Raw genomic sequence first — 24,262 nt, 5'->3', positions numbered from 1 at the left:
AACCAGCAACACGGAGGAGATCGTAGTGCTAAACAAGTTAGTCACCAGGTTTGAAAACTGGCTTTTCTCGCATCGCGCGTTGACGTTGAGCGTCTTGGCCGTGATTACGGCAGTGATGGCGGTTTTCGCTGTTCAGTTGCGTATGGAGGCAGGCTTTGAAAAGCAGATGCCTGTTGGTCACGAATACATTGAGACCTTTAATCATTATCGGGAAGAGCTCTTCGGGGCAAATCGCATTACCGTCGTAGTTCGCGCACGCGCTGGCACGATCTGGACGAAGGAAGGCCTGACACGCTTGGAGGATGTCACCCAGGCAGTGCAGTTCCTGCCAAGCGTTGATCGCGTCAACGTAAAGTCGTTATGGACGCCGAATAGTTTTGTGAATGAAATTACCGAGGATGGTTTTAAGGCTGAGCCTGTGATTGCGGGAACCATCACGCCAGGGAATCTGACTCCTGACAGCATTGAACAAATTCGTAAATTGACAAGCGAGGGTGGATATATCGGCTCGCTGGTCTCTCGTGACCAGCGCGGAGCGATGATTACCGCAGAGCTCAATGAAGTAGCGCCGGACGGCAAAAAGCTGGACTACATCGATTTCAACCGGCGTCTGGAAAAAGACATTCGCAGCAAATTCGAGGACGGTAAATACGAAATTCAGATCATTGGATTCGCGAAGCAGATTGGCGATATCGCAAAAGGTGCTTCAGGCGTACTCGTGTTCTGTGCCATTGCATTGCTTCTGACTGCCTTGGCGGTGTTTTGGTACTGTCATTCCTTGCGCCTGACAGTCTTGGTCATCATGTGCTCGCTGACATCGATGATCTGGCAATTTGGCGCTTTGAGACTGATCGGATACGGACTTGATCCGCTGGCGGTGCTGGTTCCGTTTCTGGTATTTGCCATCGGCGTGTCGCACGGTGTCCAGCAAATCAACTTCTTCGTTCGCGGCATTGGCAACGGAAAGTCGGTCATGACCGCCGCCCGCGCAAGTTTCAGTGGACTCCTCATCCCGGGTGTCCTGGCGCTTATCACAGCGTTTGTTTCATTTATGACGCTGTTGCTGGTACCGATACCCATGATTCGTGAGCTTGCCATTACCGCTTCGCTCGGCGTCGGATTCAAGATCCTGACCAACCTGGTGATGCTGCCGGTCGCGCTTTCCTGCCTGAAATTTGACGAGACCTTTGCCAAGAAAGCGGAGAGAAAGCGCGCTCAGCGAATCCGTTGGACAAAGATGCTGTCGTTTGTCGCGGAACCAAAGAATGCGATCATCACACTTTGCATTGCGTTGCTTGTTTTCGGTGTGTCTTTGTACGAGAGCCGGGATCGGGTGGTTGGTACGCTTCAACCCGGGGCGCCGGAACTTCGTGCAGACTCGCGCTTCAATCTCGATGCAGTGTCAATTGCACAGAATTTTGACATCGGACTCGACTGGCTTTCCATCGTGGTCGAATCGCCGCCCGACTCCTGCGTTAATCCCGCCATTGGAACGTTTGTCGACAACTTTAGCACCCACATGCGCGACGTCCCCGGCGTGGCGTCGGTGTCGTCGTATTCCACCATGCTGCGTACCTATAACCAAGGCTATAACGAAGGCTACCCAAAAATGAATGTGGTGCCGGTTGATGGGGGCACCGACGCCAGCCTGAGTACCGAAATTGGACGCATTCGGGGATATGCAAATGCAGACTGCAGCATGACGGCAGTTCACATGTACCTGACCGATCACAAGGCAACAACCATCAAGAATGTCATAGCCGACATCAAGCAGTACAGCGCGGAAAACGCCATCCCCGGCGTAAAAATCCGCCTTGCCGCGGGTAATGCAGGCGTGCTGGCGGCCACCAATGATGTGCTGGAAAAGAGCGAGCTGCCGATGATGCTGTATGTGTATTTAGCGATCATCTTGCTGGTCTTCTTCGTGTATCGGGATTTCCGCGCCATGATTGCATGCTGCTTCCCGTTAGCGATCGGCACTTCGATTGGATATTGGTTCATGGAGAAGTTTCAGATCGGCCTGACTGTAGCGACGTTACCCGTGATGGTGCTTGCGGTGGGCATTGGTGTTGATTACGCCTTCTATATCTACAATCGCCTGACGTTGCATCTGGCAATGGGTGAAGATATTCACAGCGCGATGGAACACGCATTGGAATTCGAGGGAATGGCGACGATTTTTACGGCACTGACGCTAGCGATCGGTGTGGCGACATGGTCATTCTCAGCGCTGAAGTTCCAGGCGGATATGGGTAAGTTACTGGCTTTCATGTTCATGATTAATCTGATCATGGCACTGACTGCATTACCTGCGCTAGTTGTTCTGCTTGAAAAAATATTTCCGCGTACCAGTCCGGTCCGTGCGCCTGGTCTTTTCAGTCATTAATTCAAGGAGCTCACGGTGAATATGGTCTGTCTATTTTTACTCCGCATGGTTCGAAGTCACGCATTGTTGCTTCGCATGTCATTGGCATGCGCGATGTATCTTGTCGCCGATACGGTCTTTGCGCAGGCTGCTCAGGAGGCGGCTCCTAGCTCCGCAGAGTTAGCGTTGCCAAGCATCAAAATCACTCCAGCCAGAATTGGGCCGGGGGCGAAAACTTCAATGATGCTGGCGGCAGCCAGGGCGGGGAATCGCATTGTCGCAGTGGGAGAGCATGGCGTCGTCTTGTTGTCCGATAGCGACGGGCAGGTATTTCGCCAGGCAAAATCGGTGCCTGTTTCTTCGACGCTGAATTCGGTAAATTTCGTTGATGCGAAGGTCGGCTGGGCTGTCGGGCATTGGGGCGCGATTCTGAAGACTATCGACGGTGGTGAAACATGGAAGTTACAGCGCAGCGATGTCAAGGTTGATCAGCCATTGTTTTCCGTCTATTTCAAGAATGAACATGAGGGATGGGCTGTCGGCCTCTGGTCGCTGTTATTGAGTACGCGAGACGGTGGCGCCACTTGGAACAGCGTGAGTCTTCCCAAGCCCCCGGGCGCTTCAAAGGCGGACAGGAATCTTTTTTGCATCTTTCCTGATCGCAGTGGAGGACTTGCAATCTCAGCGGAGCGTGGGACGATTGTCCGCTCGGAGGATGACGGTAAAACCTGGGCATATGTTGATACAGGTTACAAGGGATCGCTATGGGCAGGTACTGTGCTCGATGAAGGAACATGGCTCGCGGGAGGATTGCGCGGATCAATTTTGCGCAGTACTGACCAAGGTCAAAGCTGGCAAGCATCCCAAACCGGGACAAAAAGTTCGATAACCCAAATCATTCAGACGGAAGACGGCGCCGTCATGGCAACTGGTCTCGATGGTGTTGTCCTGACCAGTCGCGACAAGGGCCTCACGTTTTCAACCGCGCAGCGTCCGGATCGTGCGGACATTACAGCGGCGGTGATCGCGCCAGGTGGCAAATTGGTGGCGTTTTCAATGGGTGGGCCACTCAAATCCGGCAGCGCCGCCAGCGAATAATATCCAAAGGACTTACGCAAAAAAATCCCGGTTTTCTATTTATGGAGTTCCCTGTTATTTGATCTTAGCTCACGTAATCAACCAACTAAAATGAAATGGAGCAAGTGATGAAAAAAATTTCCGCCATACCGACCCAGCCCGCAGAAATCACGCACGCAGATCAGGTCAGCACCGCCAAAACCAAGGGGGTAACCCGTCGACAAATTCTCGGCACGGGCGCTGCCGCCGCGGTGACGCTTGCCGCTGGCTGGAGTGGTGTGGCGCACGCGATGGGTAGCGCGCCGCGCGTGGTGATCGTCGGTGCCGGGTTGGCCGGACTGCGCTGTGCTCACAGCCTCTGGAATCGCGCCACGCCCGTGGCGGCGACGGTGTATGACGCCGATACCAGCCATATCGGCGGCCGTTGCTGGTCGTTGCGGGGATTCTTCGATAACGGCTTGATCAGTGAGCAGGGTGGGACTTTCATCAGTACCACGGATACCAATATCCTGGCGTTGGCCAAATCACTGGGACTTCAGACGGAGACCGTGAATGGTGGGGCGCTCACCAAGGGTAACTACGTTGGCTGGATTAACAACACTGTCTACAAAGGCTCCCAGGAGCAAACCGACTGGGTCAATCTGGCCTGGCCGGCCTTCAACGCGACCTACAATCTGGTCGGTCCGACGACAAGTTATAACAATTACACGCCGGAGGCCTACCGGATAGACAATATGTCCTGCCTGGATTATTTTGCGGAGATCGGGCTCGATCCGAATTCGAGACTCGGGCAGCTCATTCAGACGGTTCAGGTGGGCGGCGGCGGCACGGCGGCACTGAGTTCGGCTCTGGGTATGGTGCAATTTCTGGGTAGTGCGCAGACCTTCGACACCGGCGGCTTCGACGAGGCGCTGCACATCAAGGGCGGGAATGACCAGCTTATCAGCGGGATGGTCAGCCAGCTGCCCGCGAATACGATCAAGCAGGGCTACGAACTGACTGCACTCAGTCGCAACAACGATGGAACGTATTGCTGCACGTTCAAGACCGGCGGCACAACTGTGAACGTGACAGCCGATCATGTGGTTCTCGCGCTGCCGTTCAGTACCTTGCGCCTGGTCGACCTGACGGGCGCCGGTTTGTCGGTGCTGAAGCGCAAGGCGATCAATGAGCAGGGAATGGGGCAGGGCGCCAAGATTACGTCGCAGTTCTCGACCAAGACCTGGCCGGCGCTCGGCTATAACGGCATCACCAATACCGGTCCGTCCGGCTATCAAACCGCCTGGGACGAGTCGGTGCCTTTGGGGGCGAACGGCCATCCGGCGCTGATGGTGACGTTTCCGGCCAATTCCAGTCTCACCGGGCCGCTACGCGGGCCGACGCCCGTCGCTGATGTCAACTGGTTTCTCGGCCAGATCGAGCACGTGTACCCGGGGACGACGGCCGCCTACTCCGGGAAGTCCTACGAGAACCGCTGGTCGCTCAGTCCTTGGCAGCGAGGCACCTACCACTATTACAAGGTCGGCCAGATGACTTCCTTTGCAGGCTATGAAGCTGTACAGGAAGGGAAGATCCACTTTGCCGGGGAACATACGGTCATCTACGACTCCACGATGCAAAGTGCGGTGCTCTCAGGAGAAAGAGCTGCAGCGGAGGTTGCTGCACAGGTGTAGTTCGCGCTCCTCCTGGATGGCGGAACCTATTTAAGGATATTCAAATGACGAATACAAGTTGGCATGACCGCGCTGCGGAATTGAAGTTTGACGGGCGCGCTTTCATCAACGGTCAGCGTGTCGGAGCGCAGTCCGGCGCAAGCTTCGACTGTATTTCTCCCGTCGATGGCCGCAAGCTGGTTGACGTCGCCCGCTGCGATGCGCTCGATATCGACGCCGCGGTGACTGCCGGGCGGGCGGCCTTCGAAGACCGGCGCTGGGCCGGGCTGGCGCCAGCGCTGCGCAAACGCACCATGATCAAATTCGCCGATTTGCTGCTACAGCACCGGGATGAGCTGGCCTTGCTGGAAACGCTTGATATGGGCAAGCCGATCAAATACAGCCGTAGTGTGGACGTGCCGTCGGCGGCCAACTGCATCCGCTGGTACGGCGAAGCGATCGATAAGATTTATGACGAGATTGCGCCGACACCCGACACCGCTCTGGCGTTGATCACGCGCGAGCCGGTCGGTGTGGTCGCCGCCATCGTGCCGTGGAATTACCCGATGCTGATGGCCTCCTGGAAAATCGCACCGGCGCTGGCGGTCGGCAACAGCGTGGTGCTGAAGCCATCGGAAAAGTCACCGTTGTCGGCGTTGCGGATGGCTGAAATCGCGCTGGAAGCCGGTATTCCGCCAGGCGTGTTCAACGTGGTGCCGGGTTATGGCCATGAGGCCGGCAGCGCGCTGGCCCTGCACATGGATGTCGATTGCATCGGCTTTACCGGCTCCACGCGGATCGGCAAGCAGATCATGCAATATGCCGGACAGTCCAATCTGAAACGGGTCTGGACCGAGCTGGGTGGCAAGTCGCCCAACATCGTGTGTGCGGATTGTCCCGACCTGGATGCCGCCGTGCAAGCCGCGGTGGGTTCGATCTACTTCAATCAGGGCGAGAGCTGCAACGCACCGTCGCGCTTGTTCGTAGAGGAATCGATCAAGGAACAATTCATTGCCAAAGCGCTGGCGCTGGTACCGAATTTCCAGCCGGGCGACCCACTGGATGAAGCTACCGAAATGGGGGCCATCGTCGACAATATCCAGCTGAACTCGATACTGGGCTTTATCGCATCGGGCAAGACGGAAGGCGCACAACTGCTGGCAGGCGGGCAGCAGGTGCGCGCCGCGACCGGTGGCTATTACATCGAGCCAACCTTGTTCGATAACGTCAACAGCACGATGAAGATCGCCCGTGAAGAAATCTTCGGGCCTGTGTTGTCGGTGTTCGGCTTCACCGTTTTGGACGACGCGATCCGCGAAGCGAATGCCAGCGCTTTCGGCTTACAAGCCGCAGTCTGGACCTCGGACATCCGTAAGGCGCACCAAGCTGCGCGGGCGCTACGGGTCGGCACGGTGCACGTCAACCAGTACAACGACGATGACATGACGGTGCCGTTCGGTGGCTACAAGCAATCCGGTAACGGGCGCGATAAATCTTTGCATGCTTTCGATAAATATACGGAGCTGAAAACCATCTGGATCAACATCACGTAAAACGGTCTGGTCTAATCAACTCAAGCCCGCTTCTATGAGGAGAACCCGGGTTTTTGTTGACAACTTACTTTCCGCCACCATTCCTGACAAGCGGGGCCACCTCTCAATCGCAAGCCTTTCATATTTTTAGGTATCCATGCAGAGACTATGAAAGATTTATTCTTGAAAAGTTTTGGATGGTGGCAGCGTCTTTCTTCTTAGTGAACCCAGCGTTCAGCGAGAGCGTCGTAACCGTCAATCTCATGGGCTGTTGATCTGGACAAAAGAAAAGGGGCCATATTTGCATGTGGCCCCTTAGAATCTTGGCTCCCCAAGAGCGCGTTACTGCGAACCATTTTCCTAAAAGTAAGATTGCCGGATCGGCTTAAGGTAGGAGCATCTCGTAAACAGATTTGTTCGTCGCAGCTGGTGACTGGCTGACGAAGTCGATTCGCTCTAAGCCGTCAAAATTGAAGTAGGGGTCGTCTTCCGCCTCATATGCGTCTGGAGTAAGCAGCTCAAATTCTATCCCTACGTCGGCCAGTTGCTTCTTTGCTGCTGTCAGATTAATTGCTGGTCCGGCTCCCACCCCCATCACTGCAAGTAGCGCAATATCAGGGCGAAGTCGAATAGCAAAGCGACGAATTCCTCGATGTGGATGAGGCGAAGGCTGCGCCACGATGATTTGATCTCACAAAGTACAGCACGACCGTCGCCGAGCAGCAGGGCGCCGTCACCACCCAAACCATCATCCAATACGTCAACCGTGACCGCATCGTCCACGTCCAGGGCGCAACCATAACCAAGCAGGTACCCATCTATGTCACCGCTCAAAATAATGCTGTCTGCACTATCAATAACGGGTTTGTGCGCCTGTGGAACGCCGCAAACACTGGTGTGCAACTTCCCCCCGGCTGCCGGCGGAACTGATGGTGCGCCCAGCAGGGTTGTCCTTTCAGACGTTGTGAGCCAGCACAGTACCGAGTCCGCCTACATTCGAGGCCTCGAAGTCCAATTGAGTAGCCTACAGGATTGGGTCGAAGGGAAAAAAAAGGCAAGCGGTACTATTGGCGCAACTGCTTTGGTTTCACCTGTGACTAAGTAACGTATCGAAACGGTTTAATCTTTCTTGCGATAAAAATTACGACAAACGAAACCAGAAATACTCCTACGGTGGTCGTCATTGAAGTTATCCAAGGATTGCCCACCGTTGCGGAAATGCCGTGGCTCTTAAAGATAGGGTCGATAACGATCACGTGAACACAATAGATGCCGAGCGAGCAGTCGGCAAGTGCTGCCAGGGGTTTCGACGGGACAGCATTCGGAAGCGCCATGATTGCCATAAAGAGTCCGCATGCAGCGAGGACGACGAACGGCGACAAATAGGTGTAAAGGTATTCGCACGGCGCCCCTAAGTGTGTCGAAAGAAAATAAGTCCCGGCTATTGTTCCGGCCGTCCCAGCAGAAAACAGGGCCAGACCAACCTTGACGCTCGAGCGTCCTTCGACGATGAATGCGCCTAACAATAGATATCCGGCATAGCCGCTGAGATAGAAAAGATGATATGTTTGTGGCAGGGTACTTAGCCACATGTCGACGCATTGCATATTTTGGTACAACGATTGTCCTAGAGGATAGACGGAAGCGACCAACAGCCAAAGTCCAATAAACGATGCCTGTTCTGCCCTGGTACTGTTTTGATAGAACTTTCTCAGGATTGGCGTAATTGCATACAGTCCGATGATTGCGTAGAAGTACCAGAGATGGAACATGGTCGGGCCAGATAGAATCGCCACGATCCAGTTGCCTGTTTGGACCCCATTGTGTTCAAGCCACCAAAGATAAAAGACCGACCAAAAGATTAAAGGCGGAAGGGTCTTGACGAATCTCTTCCTAAAGAAATCGCCAAGAGATTCACTTTTTGAAAGAAGGGTCGCGCCCGAGATCATGAAGAAAATCGGGACGCAAGCACGCGCCAGCGAGTCAAAAAAATTTGCGGCCCACCATTTGTTACCGAATGTGTGGAAATTTTCTGCGGAAACGTGCAGTAGTATCACCATGAAGCATGCAACGACCCGTAGCAAACTGATTCGTCGATCCATTCGTGCCTTCGTTAATTATTTGGCAGTAAGTATAAACCATGACATGCAGCATCAACGGGGGGAATTATGCTGTAATTACCATCGTAGCGTGGGGGCTTATTGACCGACTGAAAGAGACGTAATGACGACTGTCGCTGATCTGGTGGAAAAAATCAGGAGTGGAGTGATCCACATTGAATATTCAAGTCACGGTAAGCTAGTCGGGTCTGGGACAGGTTTCATGTGCCGAGATCATTTGATTACAAACAATCATGTGTACCAGATTGCCCTCCAATCAATCGTGACCTTGGTTAAATTAGCTTGGCAACCTGATGCCGACGTCGCGAGTCGCCAGGAAGTTCAGATGAGGATCGTCGAATTCAAACGCCAGTTCATAGGTGGGTCTGACGTCAATAATTATGATTACGCCATTCTCAATGTCCCACAATTGGTGGCTCGCGGCCTTTACCAGTTCGAACCGGCTGACCACATGGCGAAACGCATCAGTGATCCGATCGTTATTCTGGGTTTCCCGTTTGATCACCAAAACTTGGTGTGCCACTCCGGCACGATTTCGTCGTTTTATAGGAACAACGGCGTCGACATCATCCAACTTGACGCCAGTGTCAATCCTAGCAATTCCGGTGGTCCGTTGGTAGACCCTGAGACTGGCGCGGTGGTTGGAATCGTCACGCGCAAGGGAACTGGGCTGACTTGTGTGTTCGACGAACTGGAAGCTGCATTGCGACAAAACATTCAATATCTTGAAGCAACACGTGCCCGCACTGAAGGGGCCATGGTTTGGAACATGCATCCCGTCGCCCCCGCTCTAGCCAGTCAAAAACAAATTTTCCACCTAGTGCAAGAAATTCGGCGTTCCGCCAACGTCGGTATTGGGTACGCCTTTTCTATCCAACATCTCTTGCGGGATTTGCCGGGCGCTGAATAATACAATGAACATCAACCCAACCCATCACTTTTTGCATAAGCTATGGATGCTCAGGGTTGGGTTATTTGTCCGCACATTTGGATATTTTTTACCTTCAATAACTCGTCATGAAATCTTGCGCGCCAATAATTTGATTCAAGTAGCATAAGAATTTTATTGTCGGGAGCCTCAAATGAATGGCAATAACCATCAGGCGTATGTATTCCATTACACGACGGCTAGTACGGCGCTAGATTTCATACTTCCTTATCGGACGCTAAGGCTTTCATCGCTTTTAGGGGTAAATGATCCGAAAGAGGAATTGCGTCGCAACTTCACTTTTTATGCGAGGCATCCTGCTTCTGTATTGAATTTCTCAAGTGACTCCTTTAACGAGATTAGCAAAGATGTGGCGGCGCACAGCTATGTGCTTTGCTCATCGATCAATCAAGTTGGCTATGAACCATTGCATGGCCAAAGTGGCATGTCTGGAGCGTTGAAGCCGCGGATGTGGGCCCACTATGGCGGAAATCATGGTGGCATTTGCTTAGTCTTGAATAAAGAGCTATTGCATGCGCGCATTATTGAATGCGCTGGTGACGATAATTTTTACTACGGGGACGTGGCATATTTTGGTCCAGGCGAACTTCCACCTTCGATTGCGGCGGCAGCACATGTGTATCTTGATGACTGGAAAAGCGATCCACATGCGTATGTGGATTGGCATATTGAAAATTTCAATCGCGGCTTATTTTTTTCAAAAAGTAAAGATTGGTGTCAGGAGTCCGAATATAGATGGATAATCCGGTCGCGTAAGCGAGGACCATTTTATGTTGATATTTCCGATTGCATTGTCACAATCGTACTTGGCAGCCGTGTCACTCCAGAAACGACAGCAGCCACTCGATCTATATGCGAGATGCATAAAATACCGCTGGATTTCGTTAATTGGTTGCCTGACCACGGTACGCTCGTCGCTGATTCAAAAGATCCATCACAGTTCAATCTGGATGGGATTTCTTTTTCTACTAATGTACCTTGTCTTGCGGTGATTGCCAGAGGGGCCGGAGGTGTCAATGGACCACTTGTCGTATGTATAGACGCAAAAGGTGGGGGAAGGATTTGTCCGGACGGTGCTCAGGAAGATGTGGACTCCCGGAAAAATCGATTGTCTTGGGTCACTGAAGTATTTGGTGAAGTGGATGAAGAAGTTGCACCGACTAAGTGTGCAAAGTTTTCAGCGGCGAGATTGTCGCAACAAATACCTTTCAAAATAACGATGGTGGATGGGCATCCAAAATTTCGCGATGACGAGGAGATGCCATTGCATGGCAGACCGGAAATTAAAGTCGACTAGAGTTTGAGTAATTTTTGGTTATTCGTTCGCAAATTATTTTGATTGCGATTTGGCGATCGTGTATGCGGAATTCGGCCGAGACGTAAATCCGGATTTTGTGATTTTTTAGATGGTGTATCGAGCGGCAAATTTCAGGTTTGTTAGACAGTGTCTAACAAAACGTCTAAAAGAACAAAAGAAAAGGGGCTGCATTTGCATGCAACCCCTTATATATCTTGGCTCCCCGACCTGGACTCGAACCAGGGACCTGCGGATTAACAGTCCGTCGCTCTACCAACTGAGCTATCAGGGAATTGAAAGAAGCAGAATTATAGTCTTGAGTCGGCTGAGTTGTCAAAGCTTTTTCTAAACTTTTCTGCATCTCCCGGAGCAGTCGTTACAACTTCTCCGGGAGCCGAATATTACAGGACTTTTGCGATTGCGGCGACAACATTATCAATATTTTTTGTATTGAGTGCGGCGACGCAGATGCGGCCGGTGTCGACGGCGTAGATCGAGAACTCATCGCGCAGGCGGTCGACCTGGGCTTTGGTCAGGCCGGAGTAGGAGAACATGCCACGTTGCTTGGTGACGAAATCGAAATCGTGGCCTGGGGCTTGTTCTTTCAGTTTCTTGACCAGCAGATGGCGCATTTCGCGGATCCGTACGCGCATGCCGGCCAGTTCTTCTTCCCACAGTTTGCGCAGCTCTGGCGAGGACAGGGCGGTGGCGACTACCTGGCCGCCGTGGATCGGCGGGTTGGAGTAGTTGGTGCGCACCACGCGCTTCAATTGCGACAGCACGCGGCCGGCTTCTTCTTTGCTGGCAGCGACGATGCTCAACGCGCCAACCCGTTCGCCGTACAGCGAGAACGATTTCGAGAAGGAGTTCGATACGAACAGCGGGCCGCCGGCTTCGGTGAAGCGGCGTACTACCTGGCCGTCGGCTTCGATGCCGTCGCCAAAACCTTGGTAGGCCATGTCGAGGAAGGGAATCAGGCCGCGCTGGGTCACGACTTCGATGACCTGGGTCCATTCGGCATCGCTCAGGTCGGCGCCGGTCGGGTTGTGGCAGCAGGCGTGCAGCACTACTACCGAGCCGCTGGCCATGGTCTTCAATGCATTCAGCATGCCGCTGAAATTGACGCCGCGTGTCGCCGGGTCGTAGTAAGGATAGTTGTTGACGGTGAAGCCGGCCGATTCAAACAGTGCGCGGTGGTTTTCCCAGCTTGGATCGCTGATCCAGACTTGCGCATCGCTGGCGGCGAAGCGCTTGAGGAAATCTGCGCCCAGTTTCAATGCGCCGGTGCCGCCGATGGCTTGCACGGTGATCGCACGTTTCTCTTGAACTACGGCGCTGTCGGCCCCAAATACCAGCTCTTGCACAGCCTTGTCGTAAGCGGCCAGGCCTTCGATCGGCAGGTAGGTGCGCGGCGCCAGTTTTTCAATCAGCAGCGCTTCAGCCTTTTGCACGCATTCCAGCAGCGGCACCTTGCCGTTGTCGTCGTAATAGACGCCGACGCCGAGGTTGGTCTTGCCTGGATTCTGATCTGCGTTGAAGCCTTCGGTAATGCCGAGGATGGGATCGCGTGGCGCCATTTCGATGGCGGTGAAGAGGGAGGCTGAAAGAGGTGCGTTCATCGTGATAACATAAAAAGTTGGCTGCAAAGCGGATTTTGCAGTCGGGTTGAATGCTGTGCCGGGTCACGAGATAAATCGCTAATCGGCGCGGATTTACTACCGCTTATTCTACCAAAGGTCGAGGCCCATGGCTGACATATCACAGGTTTCCAGTAGTGTTGACGAGTCTAAAATCGTCACTTTTCCTAATTCGCCATACAAATTATTCCAGCCGTTTCTGCCGGCCGGCGATCAGCCGAGCGCCATCGCCAAACTGGTGGAAGGGGTGGAAGACGGTCTGTTTTACCAGACTTTGCTGGGAGTTACCGGCTCTGGCAAGACCTATACGATGGCCAATGTGATCGCTCGCATGGGCCGGCCGGCGATCGTCTTTGCCCCCAATAAAACGCTGGCGGCCCAGCTGTACAGTGAGTTTCGCGAGTTTTTCCCGCAGAACGCGGTGGAATATTTCGTTAGTTACTACGATTATTACCAGCCGGAAGCCTATGTGCCGCAGCGTGACTTGTTCATTGAGAAAGATTCGTCGATCAATGAGCATATAGAACAGATGCGGCTGTCTTGCACCAAATCCCTGATGGAACGGCGCGATGTGGTGATTGTGGCAACGGTGTCGGCGATTTACGGTATCGGTAATCCCAACGAATACCACCAGATGATCCTGACCTTGCGCGCCAAGGACAAGGTCAGCCAGCGCGACCTGATCGCGCGCCTGATCCAGATGCAATACACCCGCAATGAAATCGATTTCGGGCGCGGCACTTTCCGCGTGCGCGGCGATACGGTCGATGTGTTTCCGGCCGAGCACGCCGAGCTGGCCTTGCGCATCGAAACTTTCGACGATGAAATCGACAGCCTGCAATTGTTCGATCCGCTGACCGGCCGCGTGCGGCAAAAGATTCCGCGCTTCACCGTCTATCCCGGTTCGCACTATGTGACGCCACGCGCTACCGTGCTGCGCGCCATCGATACCATCAAGGAAGAGCTGCGCGACCGGCTAGAATTTTTCCGCAAGGAAAATAAATTAATCGAGGAGCAACGCATAGAGCAGCGCACTCGTTTCGACTTGGAAATGATGCAGGAAATCGGTTTCACCAAGGGCATCGAAAACTATTCACGCCATTTGAGCGGCGCCTTGCCGGGTGAGCCACCGCCGACGCTGGTCGATTATTTGCCACAGGATGCGCTGATGTTCCTGGACGAATCACATGTGCTGATCGGGCAGTTGAACGCCATGTACAACGGCGACCGCTCGCGCAAGACCAATCTGGTGGATTACGGTTTCCGGTTACCGTCGGCGCTGGATAACCGGCCGCTGCGTTTCGATGAATTCGAAGGCAAGATGCGGCAGACGATTTTCGTCTCGGCGACGCCGGCTGACTACGAAAACCAGCATGCCGGCCAGGTGGTGGAGCAGGTGGTGCGGCCGACCGGGCTGATCGATCCTGCGATCGAAGTGCGTCCGGCCTTGAGCCAGGTCGATGACCTGATGACCGAAGCTAACGCCCGCATCAAGAAAAATGAAAGGGTGCTGGTCACTACATTGACCAAACGGATGGCGGAGCAGCTCACCGAATTTCTCAGCGATAACGGCATCAAGGTGCGCTATCTGCACAGCGATATCGAAACCGTCGAGCGGGTCGAGATCATCCGCGATCTGCGCCTGGGTACCTTTGACGTGCTGGTCGGGATTAATCTGTTGCGCGAAGGCCTGGATATCCCCGAAGTGTCGCTGGTGGCGATCCTGGACGCCGACAAAGAAGGTTTCCTGCGTTCCGAGCGCAGCCTGATCCAGACCATAGGCCGCGCCGCGCGTAACCTGAACGGTACCGCGATCCTGTATGCGGACCGGATGACCGATTCCATGCGCCGCGCAATTGACGAAACCGAGCGCCGCCGCAACAAGCAGATTACCTTCAATACCGCCAATGGCATCACGCCGGTCGGCATCAGCAAGCAGATCAAGGAATTGATCGACGGCGTCTACAGTCCGCAAGAAGCGCGCGAAGAGTTGCATGCGGCGCAGGACCAGGCCAAGTACGAGGCGATGAGCGAGAAGCAGGTAAGCAAGGAAATCAAGCGCCTGGAAAAACTGATGATCGATCACGCCAAGAACCTGGAGTTCGAAAAAGCTGCGCAAGTGCGCGACCAGCTGCATGTGTTGAAGACGCAGTTGTTCGGTGCGCCGGGAGCGGACAATATTGTTTTGTAGTTGCAGGCCGATTAACTGCCTGCGTGTTTTATCAATCTGGTTTGTGTTTTTTAATGGCTTATGACTGATTTTCTTCCTGCTTCAATCCGTGCTGCTTTAGATGGTGTGCATGCTTCCTGGCTGACTATTGTGGAGGATGGCTTGCGCGCCGTAGCGCAGGCTAATCCGGCCTATTTGCGGGATCTGGCCGCGGCCGATTACCTGCCTACCGACGGCCGTATGTTTGCCGCCTTCACCCAGCCGTTGGATGCGGTGCGTTATGTGCTGGTGGGCGAGGGGCCTTATCCGCGTGCGGCGAGCGCCACTGGGGTCTGCTTCATGGATGGTGCAGTCGGTTCGCTGTGGTCGGAGAAGGGCTTGTCCAAACAAGTCAATCGCGCCACCTCCCTGCGTAATTTCATGAAGATGCTGCTGGTGGCGGATGGCCAGCTGGCGCTGGAGAACACCACCGGCGATGCGATGTCGGAAGTGGCGCAGCGGGCGCAACTGGAGAGCTCGCCGGCGATCCAGCTGCTGGCCGATTTGCAGGCCAATATGGTGGGGCAGGGTTTCTTGTTGTTAAACGCTTCGCTGGTGTTTCGTGCGGATGTGCCGCCGGTCAAGGATGCCAAAGCCTGGCAGCCCTTCATGCAAGCTGTGTTGCAAGGTCTGGCCGATGCTGCAGACAAGCGCGACGCGAGTTTGCCGACGCTGGTGTTGTGGGGGAAAATCGCCGAGCAGTTGAACGCCTATCCGGTGACAGCGCGCTTCCCGAAAGCGGTCGCCGAGCATCCCTACAATCTGAGTTTTATCGGCAACGCCGGCATGCAAGCCTTGTTCGGGCCGATGCAATTGTTGCGGCGCGTAAATTAATCGCGAGGAGTTTAGATCAAGCTCATTTGCCGTAAATCGATTTCCGCTTGAGTCAGCGGTTTTTCGACTGCAGGCGCGGCCGGACTGAGATCCAGTTCCGGCTCAGCGGCAGGCGCTACGGCTTTTGGGGTTGGCGTAGGCTTGGCACGTTTGCTGCCGCCCGGGCTCGCGCTGCTGCTTGCCAGCCAGCGTTTCAGCATATCGTCAAACAGCGTTAGCATCGCCTCCGGCAATTCCGGCGTGTAGGCTTGCCGGATCACGATGCCATCCCACATGGCGGTCAGCAGCAGCGCCGCCGCCTGTGCATCCAGCGCAGGGTCGATCTGGCCGCGTTCCTGGGCGGTGCGCAACATGTCTGCCAAACCGTCTACCCATTCAGTCTCAGCCGTCTTGATTACTGCGCCGACCCGCTTGTTGCGCAGGCCCTCGGCGTAGATTTCGGTCATCAAGCCGGCGTCGCTGATGGCGGCGTAGCGGCGGGCGAAGGCGCGGGTGATGGCCGACAAGGCTTGCGGCAGGTCGTCGGTATCGTGAAATTCTGACAATAGTGTGCGTGCCTGGCGTCGCTCGTCCTCCGCCATGGCCGCAATAATCGCATCCTTGCTGGTGAAATAGCGGTACACCGCGCCTGGTCCCAAGCCCACTTCGGTGCAGATTTCTTGCATCGAGGTCTGGTGAAAACCGGTCTTGCGGAAACACTTTCCTGCGGATTTCAGGATGTCGACGCGCTTCTGGTCAGCTCTCTGCGTCGGTGATTGCGGTGTCTTGGATTTGCGAATGGCCATACTGAGTGCTGCTCAAAAGAGGACTGTGCGGGAGGGTCGGTATTATAGGTTTAAGCGCCGCTTCCTTGAATATATTTTTACATTTGCCACTATTCCTGTTGCTACAGCTCGTGGGCTAGGGGCAATTTTCTGTGACGAATCCAGTCCCCGGCCATACCCTTATTTGTTGTAATTGTTTAAATGGCAATCTGCCTGAAAGCCACGCCGGGCGCGGGATTCCGGGAATCTGGCAATACCTGACGGAATCACTCAAGTTTGGTATACTGGCGTCACACTTCGTAATCCAGCATAAAGGGATACACGGATGATAGGTTTGAGAGCGGAGATTACATGCGTCTGACGACTAAAGGCCGGTTTGCGGTAACTGCGATGATTGATCTGGCGTTACGCCAGGGCAATGGTCCGGTAACCTTGTCCGCCATCAGCGAGCGGCAAGAGATTTCCTTATCATATCTGGAACAATTGTTCGGTAAATTGCGTCGTCACCAGATCGTTGAATCCGTACGCGGGCCGGGCGGCGGTTACAACCTGGCGCGCAAGGCTGAAGACGTCACGGTGGCGGACATCATCATCGCGGTCGACGAACCGCTGGATGCGACCCAATGCGGCGGCAAGGAAAACTGCCATAGCCCGGATCACGCGGGCGGCAGCCGTTGCATGACACATGATCTGTGGTCGACCTTGAACGCCAAGATGGTCGAATACCTGGATTCTGTGTCGCTGAAGGATTTGGTAGACCAACAACATGCGCAGCAGCAAGCGCAGCAGAAGAAGACCCTGGAACAAAATGTGGTGGTGATGCATAGATCCCACCTGGTTGCTTGATTGGAGCTCGAAAAAGTATGAACGCACCCTTGGAAAAAAGCCTGATAGACACATTGAAGGCGCCTCACTTCCCGATTTACATGGACTATTCGGCCACCACGCCTATCGATCCGCGTGTTGCCGACAAGATGATTCCCTATTTGCGCGAGCAGTTCGGCAATCCGGCTTCGCGTAGCCACATGTATGGCTGGTCCGCTGAAAAAGCGGTGGAAGATGCGCGCGAGCAGGTCGCCAAGCTGGTCAACGCCGATTCGCGCGAGATCATCTGGACTTCCGGCGCCACCGAAGGCAACAACCTGGCGATCAAGGGCGCAGCCAATTTCTACAAGACCAAGGGCAAGCACATCATCACCGTCAAGACCGAGCACAAAGCGGTGCTGGACGTGGTGCGCGAACTGGAGCGGCAGGGCTTCGAAGCGACTTATCTGCAACCGCAAGACAATGGCCTGATCACGCTGGAGCAACTGGAAGCTGCGATCCGTCCCGACACCATCCTGATCTCGGTGATGCTGGTCAACAATGAAATCGGCGTGATCCAGCCGATCCCGGAAATCGGCGAGCTGTGCCGTCAAAAGGGCATCATTTTCCATTGCGACGCGGCGCAAGCCACCGGCAAGGTCGAGATCGACCTGGAAAAATGGAAGGTCGACCTGATGACTTTCACTGCCCACAAGACTTATGGTCCGAAAGGCGTCGGCGCTTTGTACGTGCGGCGCAAACCGCGGGTCCGTCTGGAAGCCCAGATGCATGGCGGCGGTCATGAGCGCGGCCTGCGTTCGGGTACTTTACCGACCCACCAGATCGTCGGCATGGGTGCAGCTTTCGAAATCGCACGCGAAGAAATGGAAGCTGAAAACATCCGCATCAAGGCGTTGCGCGATCGTCTGGCAGCCGGCCTGCAAAGCATGGAAGAGGTGTATATCAACGGCGACATGGCGCACCGCGTGCCGCATAACCTCAACGTCAGCTTCAATTACGTTGAAGGCGAATCGCTGATCATGGCGATCAAGGATATCGCGGTATCGTCCGGTTCTGCCTGTACTTCGGCCAGCCTGGAGCCTTCTTATGTGTTGCGTGCGCTGGGCCGCAACGATGAGCTGGCGCATAGCTCGATCCGCTTCACCATCGGCCGTTTCACCACCGAAGAAGACATCGATTTCACGATCAGCCTGATCAAGACCAAAGTGGCCAAGTTGCGTGAGCTGTCGCCGCTGTGGGATATGTACAAGGACGGGATCGACATCAGCACGATCCAGTGGGCGGCACACTAAGAATTCTTCTGCAATAGCAGGATCAAAATCAAGGAGTAGCAAAATGTCTTATTCAGCAAAAGTTTTGGACCACTACGAAAATCCACGTAACGTCGGCGCCTTTGAAAAGGGCGACGAAACCGTGGGTACCGGCATGGTTGGAGCGCCTGCATGCGGCGACGTGATGAAATTGCAGATCAAGGTCGGCGCTGACGGCGTGATTCAGGACGCCAAGTTCAAGACCTACGGCTGCGGTTCGGCGATTGCTTCGTCGTCGCTGGTGACCGAATGGGTCAAGGGCAAGACGCTGGATCAAGCGATGTCGATCAAGAACACCCAGATCGCCGAAGAACTGGCGCTGCCGCCGGTCAAGATCCATTGCTCGATCCTGGCGGAAGATGCGATCAAGGCTGCGGTTGAGGATTACAAAGCCAAGCACGGCGAGCAAAAGCAGGCGGCTTAAAAGCTTATCTAGCGAAAAGAGATCGACGGCATATGGCAATCACACTTACAGAAAAAGCGGCTAAGCATATCAACCGCTATATCGAGCGGCGCGGCAAGGGCATCGGCCTGCGCTTCGGCGTGCGCACCACCGGTTGCTCGGGGCTGGCCTACAAGCTGGAATATGTGGACGAGAAGACTGACGAAGATGCAGTGTTCGAGTCGCACGGGATCCAGGTATTTGTCGATCCCAAGAGCCTGCCGTATATCGATGGCACCGAACTTGATTTCGCGCGTGAAGGCTTGAACGAAGGTTTTAAATTTTACAACCCGAACGTCAAGGATGAGTGCGGCTGCGGCGAGAGTTTCCGGATCTGACGCTGGATTTGAGACTCTCCGATTGACCTTGCATCACGTTGGACTAGATGGATGACCAAGCCTGTTGCACTCCAACAGGCTTTTGTTTTAAGAACTATGCAAAATCATTTCGAACTATTCCACCTGCCGCAACACTTCACGCTGGATACTGCGGCGCTCGAACGTGCCTATCACGAGGTGCAGAACCAGACGCACCCGGACCGTTTCGCCAATGCCAGCAGCGCTGAAAAGCGCGTCGCAATGCAATGGACCACGCGCGCCAATGAAGCCTACCAGACGCTCAAGAGCCCGTTCAAGCGCGCCGCCTATCTGTGCGAGCTGAATGGCGTCGAGCTGCAGGCCGAGTCGAATACGGCGATGCCGGCGGCGTTCCTGATGCAGCAGATGGAATGGCGCGAAACCCTGGACGACGCGCGCGCGGCGAAGAGCCTGCCGGCGCTGGAGCAGCTGGACGGTGAATTGCGCGCAGCGCGCAAGGCCGATCTGCAACGCATCGGCATCTTGCTGGATGCGCAGGATTTCCAGCAGGCAGCGCAATACGTGCGGCAGCTGATGTTCCTGGACAAATTTGGGGAAGAGATCGGCAATGCGTTCGCCGTTCTTGAGTCGTAAGATTAAAACACTTAACCGAGTACGAGCATGCCTGAAGTCTGGTTATTCCTGATTGCCGCAATGACGCTGACCCTGGCGCCAGGGCCGGACAATATCTATGTGCTGACGCGCGGCATAACGCAGGGCCGCAAAGCCGGCCTGGTCGCGGCGCTGGGTTTCAGTTCCGGCTTGATTTTCCATACCATGCTGGCGGTGCTGGGTTTTGCTGCGCTGATCAAGGCTTCGCCGCTGGCGTATTCCTTGTTGCGCTACGCCGGCGCCGCTTATCTGATCTACATCGGCGTGCGTACTTTGCGTTCGCACTCAGCGATCCCTTTGCAAGGCAATGCCCAGCACATGAAGCTGTCGCGCATCTATTGGCAGAGCGTGATCGCCAACATGCTGAATCCGAAAGTGACCTTGTTCTTTATCGCATTCCTGCCGCAGTTCGTGAATGCAAGCGCTGGCCATATCCCGGCGCAGATGTTGCTGCTGGCAGCAGTATTCATCGCGCAGGCGCTGGCAATTTTCAGCGTGGTCGCCCTTTTTTCCGGCCTGGTCGGCGCGTTCTTTCAACGCAAGAAATCGGCCGCCACTACCATGAACCGCTTGGCGGGCTGTGCATTTATCGGACTCGGTATTCGCATCGCTCTGCCGCAATAAGCAATAAACGAAAAGCAAGTCACCCTATGGCACTTTTACAAATCTCAGAACCAGGCATGTCCACCGCGCCGCATCAGCATCGGCTGGCGGTGGGTATCGATCTGGGCACTACCAACTCCCTGGTTGCCACGGTGCGCAACAGCATCCCCGAGGTGCTCAACGATGAAGCAGGGCGGCCGTTGCTGCCCTCCATCGTGCGTTATCTGCCGAACGGCAATGCCCACATCGGTTACAAGGCGCAGGCTGCGCAGACCACAGATCCGAAGAACACCATCCTCTCGGTCAAGCGTTTCATGGGCCGCGGCCTGAAGGACATCGCCTACGCAGAAAATCTGCCTTACGATTTCCTCGATGTGCCGGGCATGGTGCAATTGAAAACGGTGGCCGGGGTCAAGAGCCCGGTCGAAATCTCGGCCGAAATCCTGGCGACCCTGCGCCAGCAGGCGGAAGATGCGCTGGGCGACGATCTGGTCGGCGCGGTGATTACGGTGCCGGCTTATTTCGACGATGCGCAACGCCAGGCCACCAAGGACGCCGCCAAACTGGCCGGCATCAATGTGCTGCGTTTGCTCAACGAACCGACCGCGGCGGCGATTGCCTACGGTTTGGATAATGCCTCGGAAGGTGTGTACGTGGTCTATGACCTGGGCGGCGGCACCTTCGATATTTCGATCTTGAAACTGACCAAGGGCGTGTTCGAAGTGTTGGCAACCGGCGGCGATTCGGCACTGGGTGGCGACGATTTCGATCACAGGGTAATTTGCTGGATCAGCCAGGAAGCAGGTCTGGCGCCGTTGTCCGATGAAGATGCGCGGGTACTGATGGTCAAGGCACGCGAAGCCAAGGAACTGCTTTCCAGCAAAACCGAAGTCACCATCGACGCCGCTTTGGGTTCCGGTGAACAAGTGCATCTGCTGTTGACCGCAGAGATTTTTGACGAGATTACCCACCATCTGGTAGCCAAGACCTTGACGCCAACCCGCAAGGCTTTGCGCGATGCTGAATTGAGTGTCGATGATGTGGATGGCGTGGTGCTGGTTGGCGGCGCTACCCGCATGCCTAGTATTCGCAAGGCGGTGGGCGCTTATTTTCAAACCACGCCGCTGGCGAATATCGATCCAGACAAAGTGGTGGCGCTGGGCGCCGCGATCCAGGCCAATCTGCTGGCCGGTAACCGCGCTCCTGGCGACGACTGGCTGCTGCTGGATGTGATTCCCTTGTCGCTAGGCATAGAAACCATGGGCGGCTTGGTGGAGAAGGTAATTCCGCGCAATTCCACCATTCCCTGCGCGCGCGCGCAAGAGTTCACCACCTTCAAGGATGGCCAGACTGCGATGGCGATCCAGGTTTTGCAGGGCGAGCGCGAACTGGTCAGCGATTGCCGTTCACTGGCGAAGTTTGAACTGCGCGGGATTCCGCCGATGGCGGCCGGCGCTGCAAGAATCCGCGTCACCTATCAGGTCGACGCCGACGGTTTGCTGTCAGTCTCGGCGCGCGAGTTGCGTTCCGGCGTGGAAGCGTCGATCAGCGTCAAGCCGTCATACGGCCTGGCGGATGACGACATTGCCAGGATGCTGCAGGAATCGTTTGCCTCGGCCGATGTCGACATGCAGGTACGTGCCTTGAAAGAGGAGCAGGTGGAAGCCGAGCGTATCGTGCTGGCCACCGAATCGGCCTTGCAAGCCGACGCTGCCTTGTTGTCCGAGCAGGAGCGGATGGATATAGCCGGCTTGATCGACGCTGTCCGCGTACAGGCGCAGGGCACGGATCATCTGGCCATCAAGGCCGCGGTCGATGCGCTGGCGCACGGCACCGAAGAGTTCGCCGCCCGTCGCATGGATCGCAGCGTGCATGATGCCCTGACCGGCAAGACGCTGGACCAGGTGTCATAAGAAAAAATTTTACGCATAGAGCTTCATAAAGACTCAACCTATTCCCGAGGTAAACCAAGTGCCCCAAATCGTCGTACTGCCCCATCCCACTTTCTGCCCGGAAGGCGTCGTGATCGATGCCCCGAGCGGCCAATCCGTTTGCGATGCCTTGCTCACGCACGATATCGAAATCGAACACGCTTGCGAAAAATCCTGCGCCTGCACCACTTGCCACGTGGTGGTGCGTGAAGGTTATGCATCCCTCAACGAACTGGACGATAAAGAAGAAGATCTGCTGGATATGGCCTGGGGTCTGGAAGCGACCTCGCGCCTGTCGTGCCAGGCTATCCTCGGCGAGGAAGACCTGGTGGTCGAGATTCCGAAATACACGATCAACCACGCCAGCGAAAATCACTAAGCGAACCCCATCAGATAAAAGGATAGGCCCCCATGAAATGGACCGATACATTGCGCGTTGCAGAAGCCTTGTATGACAAATTCCCGGAGATCGATCCGGAAAAGATCCGCTTTACCGATCTGCACAAATGGGTGCTTGAACTGGATGGCTTTGAGGATGAGCCTAATCGCTCCGGCGAAAAGATCCTGGAAGCGATACAAGCGGCCTGGATAGAAGAAGCCAGATAAAAGCGTCGATACAATAAAAAACCGCTGTCACTACGATCGTAGCGACAGCGGTTTTTATTTGCGGAAGCTGTTTTAGCCGCGGCCTTCCAGGTGACCGTTGACTACACGGACCGGATCGCCGACACGCCATCCTTCGCTTGATTGCGGGAAGCTGCGCACTTTACCGTCATCCATCCGCACCATGACTTGATAGGTGGTATTGGTACGAGTGCGTTTTTCAACTTCGTTACCGGCAAAGCCGCCGCCAACGGCGCCAGCGACAGTCGCCAGGGTATTGCCGTTGCCATGGCCGACCTGATGGCCCAGGACACCGCCCAAGACCGCACCTGCCGCAATCCCTAAGCCGCTAGGCGGGACGGCGTGCTGGATTGCCTGTATCGATTCAACCCGGCCGCAGCTGTGGCAGACGGCAGGTTGCGGCGCTGGCGCCGGCTGGCGTGGCGCTTGTGCATATTCTTGGCGTGGCGCTTGCGCATATTCTGGGCGCGGAGCGGACTGTGGCTGCTGAGCCTGGGCCGGCTGCTGCTGTCCGTAGTAGCCATTCTGGCCGGTTGGCGCAGTGCCTGCCTGTGGCAAGGCTCCAGCTTGCTGATTGTTATAGTCCCCAGGCGCCGTCGACATGGCGGCAACTGGCGCCGGCGCCGGTGTCGAATTCGAGCTAGGAAACAAACCGGTCATGGCGGCTACCGCTACCAGGCTGGCCAGTGTCACTGCCACGGCCGCACCGGCGACCAGTGGATGGATGCGATTATTCGGTTTTGGGTTGTCCATTATTATTACCTCCGGAAAAATATTGTTTATTGCACTGATACCATTATCGAAGCTTAAACCGCGCAAAACCATGCCGATAATGTGTCAGCTGTATCTTAATGTAACGAGTTCAGGCACAGAGTAAATATTTCCAGGGGCAAGTAAAAATTATCTTGCAATAATTGAATGTGTCTGAAAACTGACGCGTCGATCAGCGGCACGCCAGTTTTTCAACAAACGTTTAGACAGTATGGCTCATGCCCACCGCATACCCGGTGGTATTGAGCGTGGTTTTTTCACGATACAGATCGGCATACAAGGCAGTGCGCTTGGACAGCGGGTGGCTGTAACCAAGAAAACAATTGGGGTCAGAGTCAAATTGTTTTTGGTG

22 protein-coding genes and 1 tRNA gene are annotated in these 24,262 nt (G+C 55.0%); 17 read left to right on the top strand and 6 right to left on the bottom strand.

The genetic code is table 11. The annotated features are described in order from the left end of the window. The first annotated feature begins 25 nt into the window (after nucleotides 1–25). From VNZ60_RS24955 to VNZ60_RS24940, 4 genes are all read left to right on the top strand, one after another. Nucleotides 26–2,386, top strand: coding sequence for an efflux RND transporter permease subunit (locus tag VNZ60_RS24955; RefSeq protein ID WP_325664165.1), 2,361 nt, complete (start codon nucleotides 26–28; stop codon nucleotides 2,384–2,386). Between the two features lie 21 nt (nucleotides 2,387–2,407). Then, nucleotides 2,408–3,463, top strand: coding sequence for a WD40/YVTN/BNR-like repeat-containing protein (locus tag VNZ60_RS24950; RefSeq protein ID WP_325664163.1), 1,056 nt, complete (start codon nucleotides 2,408–2,410; stop codon nucleotides 3,461–3,463). Between the two features lie 107 nt (nucleotides 3,464–3,570). Continuing rightward, nucleotides 3,571–5,115, top strand: coding sequence for a flavin monoamine oxidase family protein (locus tag VNZ60_RS24945; RefSeq protein WP_325664059.1), 1,545 nt, complete (start codon nucleotides 3,571–3,573; stop codon nucleotides 5,113–5,115). Between the two features lie 44 nt (nucleotides 5,116–5,159). Next, nucleotides 5,160–6,647, top strand: a complete 1,488-nt coding sequence (locus VNZ60_RS24940) for an aldehyde dehydrogenase (protein ID WP_325664057.1) — start codon at nucleotides 5,160–5,162, stop codon at nucleotides 6,645–6,647. A 573-nt stretch (nucleotides 6,648–7,220) separates the two neighbouring features. Here VNZ60_RS24940 and VNZ60_RS24935 read toward each other — a convergent pair. Then, a complete protein-coding gene (locus VNZ60_RS24935) occupies nucleotides 7,221–7,529 on the bottom strand; it encodes a hypothetical protein (RefSeq protein WP_325664055.1) in 309 nt (102 codons plus the stop codon). Between the two features lie 194 nt (nucleotides 7,530–7,723). Continuing rightward, complete coding sequence (locus VNZ60_RS24930; RefSeq protein WP_325664053.1) at nucleotides 7,724–8,728, bottom strand: acyltransferase; 1,005 nt, start codon at nucleotides 8,726–8,728, stop codon at nucleotides 7,724–7,726. Nucleotides 8,729–8,849: 121 nt separating this feature from the next. Between VNZ60_RS24930 and VNZ60_RS24925 the strand changes: the two genes are divergently transcribed. Next, on the top strand, nucleotides 8,850–9,656 hold the full coding sequence (locus tag VNZ60_RS24925; RefSeq protein WP_325664051.1) for a S1 family peptidase: 807 nt from the start codon (nucleotides 8,850–8,852) through the stop codon (nucleotides 9,654–9,656). Between the two features lie 172 nt (nucleotides 9,657–9,828). Beyond that, on the top strand, nucleotides 9,829–10,992 hold the full coding sequence (locus tag VNZ60_RS24920; RefSeq protein ID WP_325664049.1) for a DUF2971 domain-containing protein: 1,164 nt from the start codon (nucleotides 9,829–9,831) through the stop codon (nucleotides 10,990–10,992). Between the two features lie 216 nt (nucleotides 10,993–11,208). Here the strand turns inward: VNZ60_RS24920 and VNZ60_RS24915 are convergent. Then, nucleotides 11,209–11,284, bottom strand: a tRNA-Asn gene (locus tag VNZ60_RS24915). A gap of 109 nt (nucleotides 11,285–11,393) precedes the next feature. Then, complete coding sequence (locus VNZ60_RS24910) at nucleotides 11,394–12,611, bottom strand: amino acid aminotransferase (protein WP_325664048.1); 1,218 nt, start codon at nucleotides 12,609–12,611, stop codon at nucleotides 11,394–11,396. A 127-nt stretch (nucleotides 12,612–12,738) separates the two neighbouring features. On the opposite strand from VNZ60_RS24910, the gene uvrB reads away from it, so the two are divergent. After that, a complete protein-coding gene (gene uvrB / locus VNZ60_RS24905) occupies nucleotides 12,739–14,820 on the top strand; it encodes an excinuclease ABC subunit UvrB (RefSeq protein WP_325664046.1) in 2,082 nt (693 codons plus the stop codon). 60 nt (nucleotides 14,821–14,880) lie between these two features. After that, nucleotides 14,881–15,672, top strand: coding sequence for a uracil-DNA glycosylase family protein (locus VNZ60_RS24900; protein ID WP_325664044.1), 792 nt, complete (start codon nucleotides 14,881–14,883; stop codon nucleotides 15,670–15,672). Between the two features lie 11 nt (nucleotides 15,673–15,683). On the opposite strand, the gene VNZ60_RS24895 is transcribed toward VNZ60_RS24900, so the two are convergent. Continuing rightward, on the bottom strand, nucleotides 15,684–16,457 hold the full coding sequence (locus VNZ60_RS24895) for a TetR/AcrR family transcriptional regulator (RefSeq protein ID WP_325664042.1): 774 nt from the start codon (nucleotides 16,455–16,457) through the stop codon (nucleotides 15,684–15,686). A 330-nt stretch (nucleotides 16,458–16,787) separates the two neighbouring features. Here VNZ60_RS24895 and iscR point away from each other — a divergent pair, with 330 nt between their 5' ends. The 9 genes from iscR (at nucleotide 16,788) to iscX (ending at nucleotide 23,121) form a co-directional block, all read left to right on the top strand. Beyond that, nucleotides 16,788–17,282 (top strand): Fe-S cluster assembly transcriptional regulator IscR, encoded by a 495-nt coding sequence (gene iscR, locus VNZ60_RS24890; RefSeq protein ID WP_325664041.1) that lies wholly within the window; start codon nucleotides 16,788–16,790, stop codon nucleotides 17,280–17,282. A 17-nt stretch (nucleotides 17,283–17,299) separates the two neighbouring features. Next, nucleotides 17,300–18,553: an IscS subfamily cysteine desulfurase gene (locus VNZ60_RS24885; RefSeq protein WP_325664039.1), complete on the top strand. Its 1,254-nt coding sequence runs from the start codon at nucleotides 17,300–17,302 to the stop codon at nucleotides 18,551–18,553. Nucleotides 18,554–18,596: 43 nt separating this feature from the next. Next, the gene (gene iscU / locus VNZ60_RS24880) at nucleotides 18,597–18,995 is read left to right on the top strand and encodes a Fe-S cluster assembly scaffold IscU (RefSeq protein ID WP_038486996.1); all 399 of its coding nucleotides are present in this window, start codon (nucleotides 18,597–18,599) and stop codon (nucleotides 18,993–18,995) included. A 32-nt stretch (nucleotides 18,996–19,027) separates the two neighbouring features. Next, nucleotides 19,028–19,351 carry an iron-sulfur cluster assembly protein IscA gene (iscA, locus tag VNZ60_RS24875; RefSeq protein ID WP_014007106.1) on the top strand — a complete coding sequence of 108 codons (324 nt, stop codon included), beginning with the start codon at nucleotides 19,028–19,030 and terminating at the stop codon, nucleotides 19,349–19,351. A 96-nt stretch (nucleotides 19,352–19,447) separates the two neighbouring features. Continuing rightward, nucleotides 19,448–19,963, top strand: a complete 516-nt coding sequence (gene hscB, locus VNZ60_RS24870) for a Fe-S protein assembly co-chaperone HscB (protein WP_325664035.1) — start codon at nucleotides 19,448–19,450, stop codon at nucleotides 19,961–19,963. Nucleotides 19,964–19,990: 27 nt separating this feature from the next. Then, nucleotides 19,991–20,605, top strand: coding sequence for a LysE family translocator (locus VNZ60_RS24865; protein WP_325664033.1), 615 nt, complete (start codon nucleotides 19,991–19,993; stop codon nucleotides 20,603–20,605). Nucleotides 20,606–20,631: 26 nt separating this feature from the next. Beyond that, a complete protein-coding gene (gene hscA, locus VNZ60_RS24860) occupies nucleotides 20,632–22,497 on the top strand; it encodes a Fe-S protein assembly chaperone HscA (RefSeq protein ID WP_325664032.1) in 1,866 nt (621 codons plus the stop codon). A gap of 58 nt (nucleotides 22,498–22,555) precedes the next feature. Continuing rightward, nucleotides 22,556–22,894 carry an ISC system 2Fe-2S type ferredoxin gene (gene fdx, locus VNZ60_RS24855; protein WP_325664030.1) on the top strand — a complete coding sequence of 113 codons (339 nt, stop codon included), beginning with the start codon at nucleotides 22,556–22,558 and terminating at the stop codon, nucleotides 22,892–22,894. A gap of 32 nt (nucleotides 22,895–22,926) precedes the next feature. After that, nucleotides 22,927–23,121: a Fe-S cluster assembly protein IscX gene (gene iscX, locus VNZ60_RS24850; protein ID WP_325664028.1), complete on the top strand. Its 195-nt coding sequence runs from the start codon at nucleotides 22,927–22,929 to the stop codon at nucleotides 23,119–23,121. A 72-nt stretch (nucleotides 23,122–23,193) separates the two neighbouring features. Here the strand turns inward: iscX and VNZ60_RS24845 are convergent, their stop codons facing one another. Continuing rightward, the gene (locus tag VNZ60_RS24845; RefSeq protein WP_325664025.1) at nucleotides 23,194–23,892 is read right to left on the bottom strand and encodes an outer membrane lipoprotein; all 699 of its coding nucleotides are present in this window, start codon (nucleotides 23,890–23,892) and stop codon (nucleotides 23,194–23,196) included. Between the last annotated feature and the right edge of the window lie 370 nt (nucleotides 23,893–24,262).

The organism is Collimonas sp. (assembly GCF_035566375.1).
In the GTDB taxonomy this organism is placed as follows: domain Bacteria; phylum Pseudomonadota; class Gammaproteobacteria; order Burkholderiales; family Burkholderiaceae_D; genus Collimonas.
The sequence above is the reverse complement of the archived record's forward strand: the minus strand, read 5'-3'. Positions and strand labels throughout refer to the sequence as shown.

What these genes read in the sequence shown, in the direction of transcription:
- VNZ60_RS24950 (WP_325664163.1), top strand. Translation starts at nt 2,408, where the DNA reads ATGGTCTGTCTATTTTTACTCCGCATGGTTCGAAGTCACGCATTGTTG.
- VNZ60_RS24945 (WP_325664059.1), top strand. Translation starts at nt 3,571, where the DNA reads ATGAAAAAAATTTCCGCCATACCGACCCAGCCCGCAGAAATCACGCAC.
- VNZ60_RS24940 (WP_325664057.1), top strand. Translation starts at nt 5,160, where the DNA reads ATGACGAATACAAGTTGGCATGACCGCGCTGCGGAATTGAAGTTTGAC.
- VNZ60_RS24930 (WP_325664053.1), bottom strand. Translation starts at nt 8,728, where the DNA reads ATGGATCGACGAATCAGTTTGCTACGGGTCGTTGCATGCTTCATGGTG.
- VNZ60_RS24925 (WP_325664051.1), top strand. Translation starts at nt 8,850, where the DNA reads ATGACGACTGTCGCTGATCTGGTGGAAAAAATCAGGAGTGGAGTGATC.
- VNZ60_RS24920 (WP_325664049.1), top strand. Translation starts at nt 9,829, where the DNA reads ATGAATGGCAATAACCATCAGGCGTATGTATTCCATTACACGACGGCT.
- VNZ60_RS24910 (WP_325664048.1), bottom strand. Translation starts at nt 12,611, where the DNA reads ATGAACGCACCTCTTTCAGCCTCCCTCTTCACCGCCATCGAAATGGCG.
- uvrB (WP_325664046.1), top strand. Translation starts at nt 12,739, where the DNA reads ATGGCTGACATATCACAGGTTTCCAGTAGTGTTGACGAGTCTAAAATC.
- VNZ60_RS24900 (WP_325664044.1), top strand. Translation starts at nt 14,881, where the DNA reads ATGACTGATTTTCTTCCTGCTTCAATCCGTGCTGCTTTAGATGGTGTG.
- VNZ60_RS24895 (WP_325664042.1), bottom strand. Translation starts at nt 16,457, where the DNA reads ATGGCCATTCGCAAATCCAAGACACCGCAATCACCGACGCAGAGAGCT.
- iscR (WP_325664041.1), top strand. Translation starts at nt 16,788, where the DNA reads ATGCGTCTGACGACTAAAGGCCGGTTTGCGGTAACTGCGATGATTGAT.
- VNZ60_RS24885 (WP_325664039.1), top strand. Translation starts at nt 17,300, where the DNA reads ATGAACGCACCCTTGGAAAAAAGCCTGATAGACACATTGAAGGCGCCT.
- iscU (WP_038486996.1), top strand. Translation starts at nt 18,597, where the DNA reads ATGTCTTATTCAGCAAAAGTTTTGGACCACTACGAAAATCCACGTAAC.
- iscA (WP_014007106.1), top strand. Translation starts at nt 19,028, where the DNA reads ATGGCAATCACACTTACAGAAAAAGCGGCTAAGCATATCAACCGCTAT.
- hscB (WP_325664035.1), top strand. Translation starts at nt 19,448, where the DNA reads ATGCAAAATCATTTCGAACTATTCCACCTGCCGCAACACTTCACGCTG.
- VNZ60_RS24865 (WP_325664033.1), top strand. Translation starts at nt 19,991, where the DNA reads ATGCCTGAAGTCTGGTTATTCCTGATTGCCGCAATGACGCTGACCCTG.
- hscA (WP_325664032.1), top strand. Translation starts at nt 20,632, where the DNA reads ATGGCACTTTTACAAATCTCAGAACCAGGCATGTCCACCGCGCCGCAT.
- iscX (WP_325664028.1), top strand. Translation starts at nt 22,927, where the DNA reads ATGAAATGGACCGATACATTGCGCGTTGCAGAAGCCTTGTATGACAAA.
- VNZ60_RS24845 (WP_325664025.1), bottom strand. Translation starts at nt 23,892, where the DNA reads ATGGACAACCCAAAACCGAATAATCGCATCCATCCACTGGTCGCCGGT.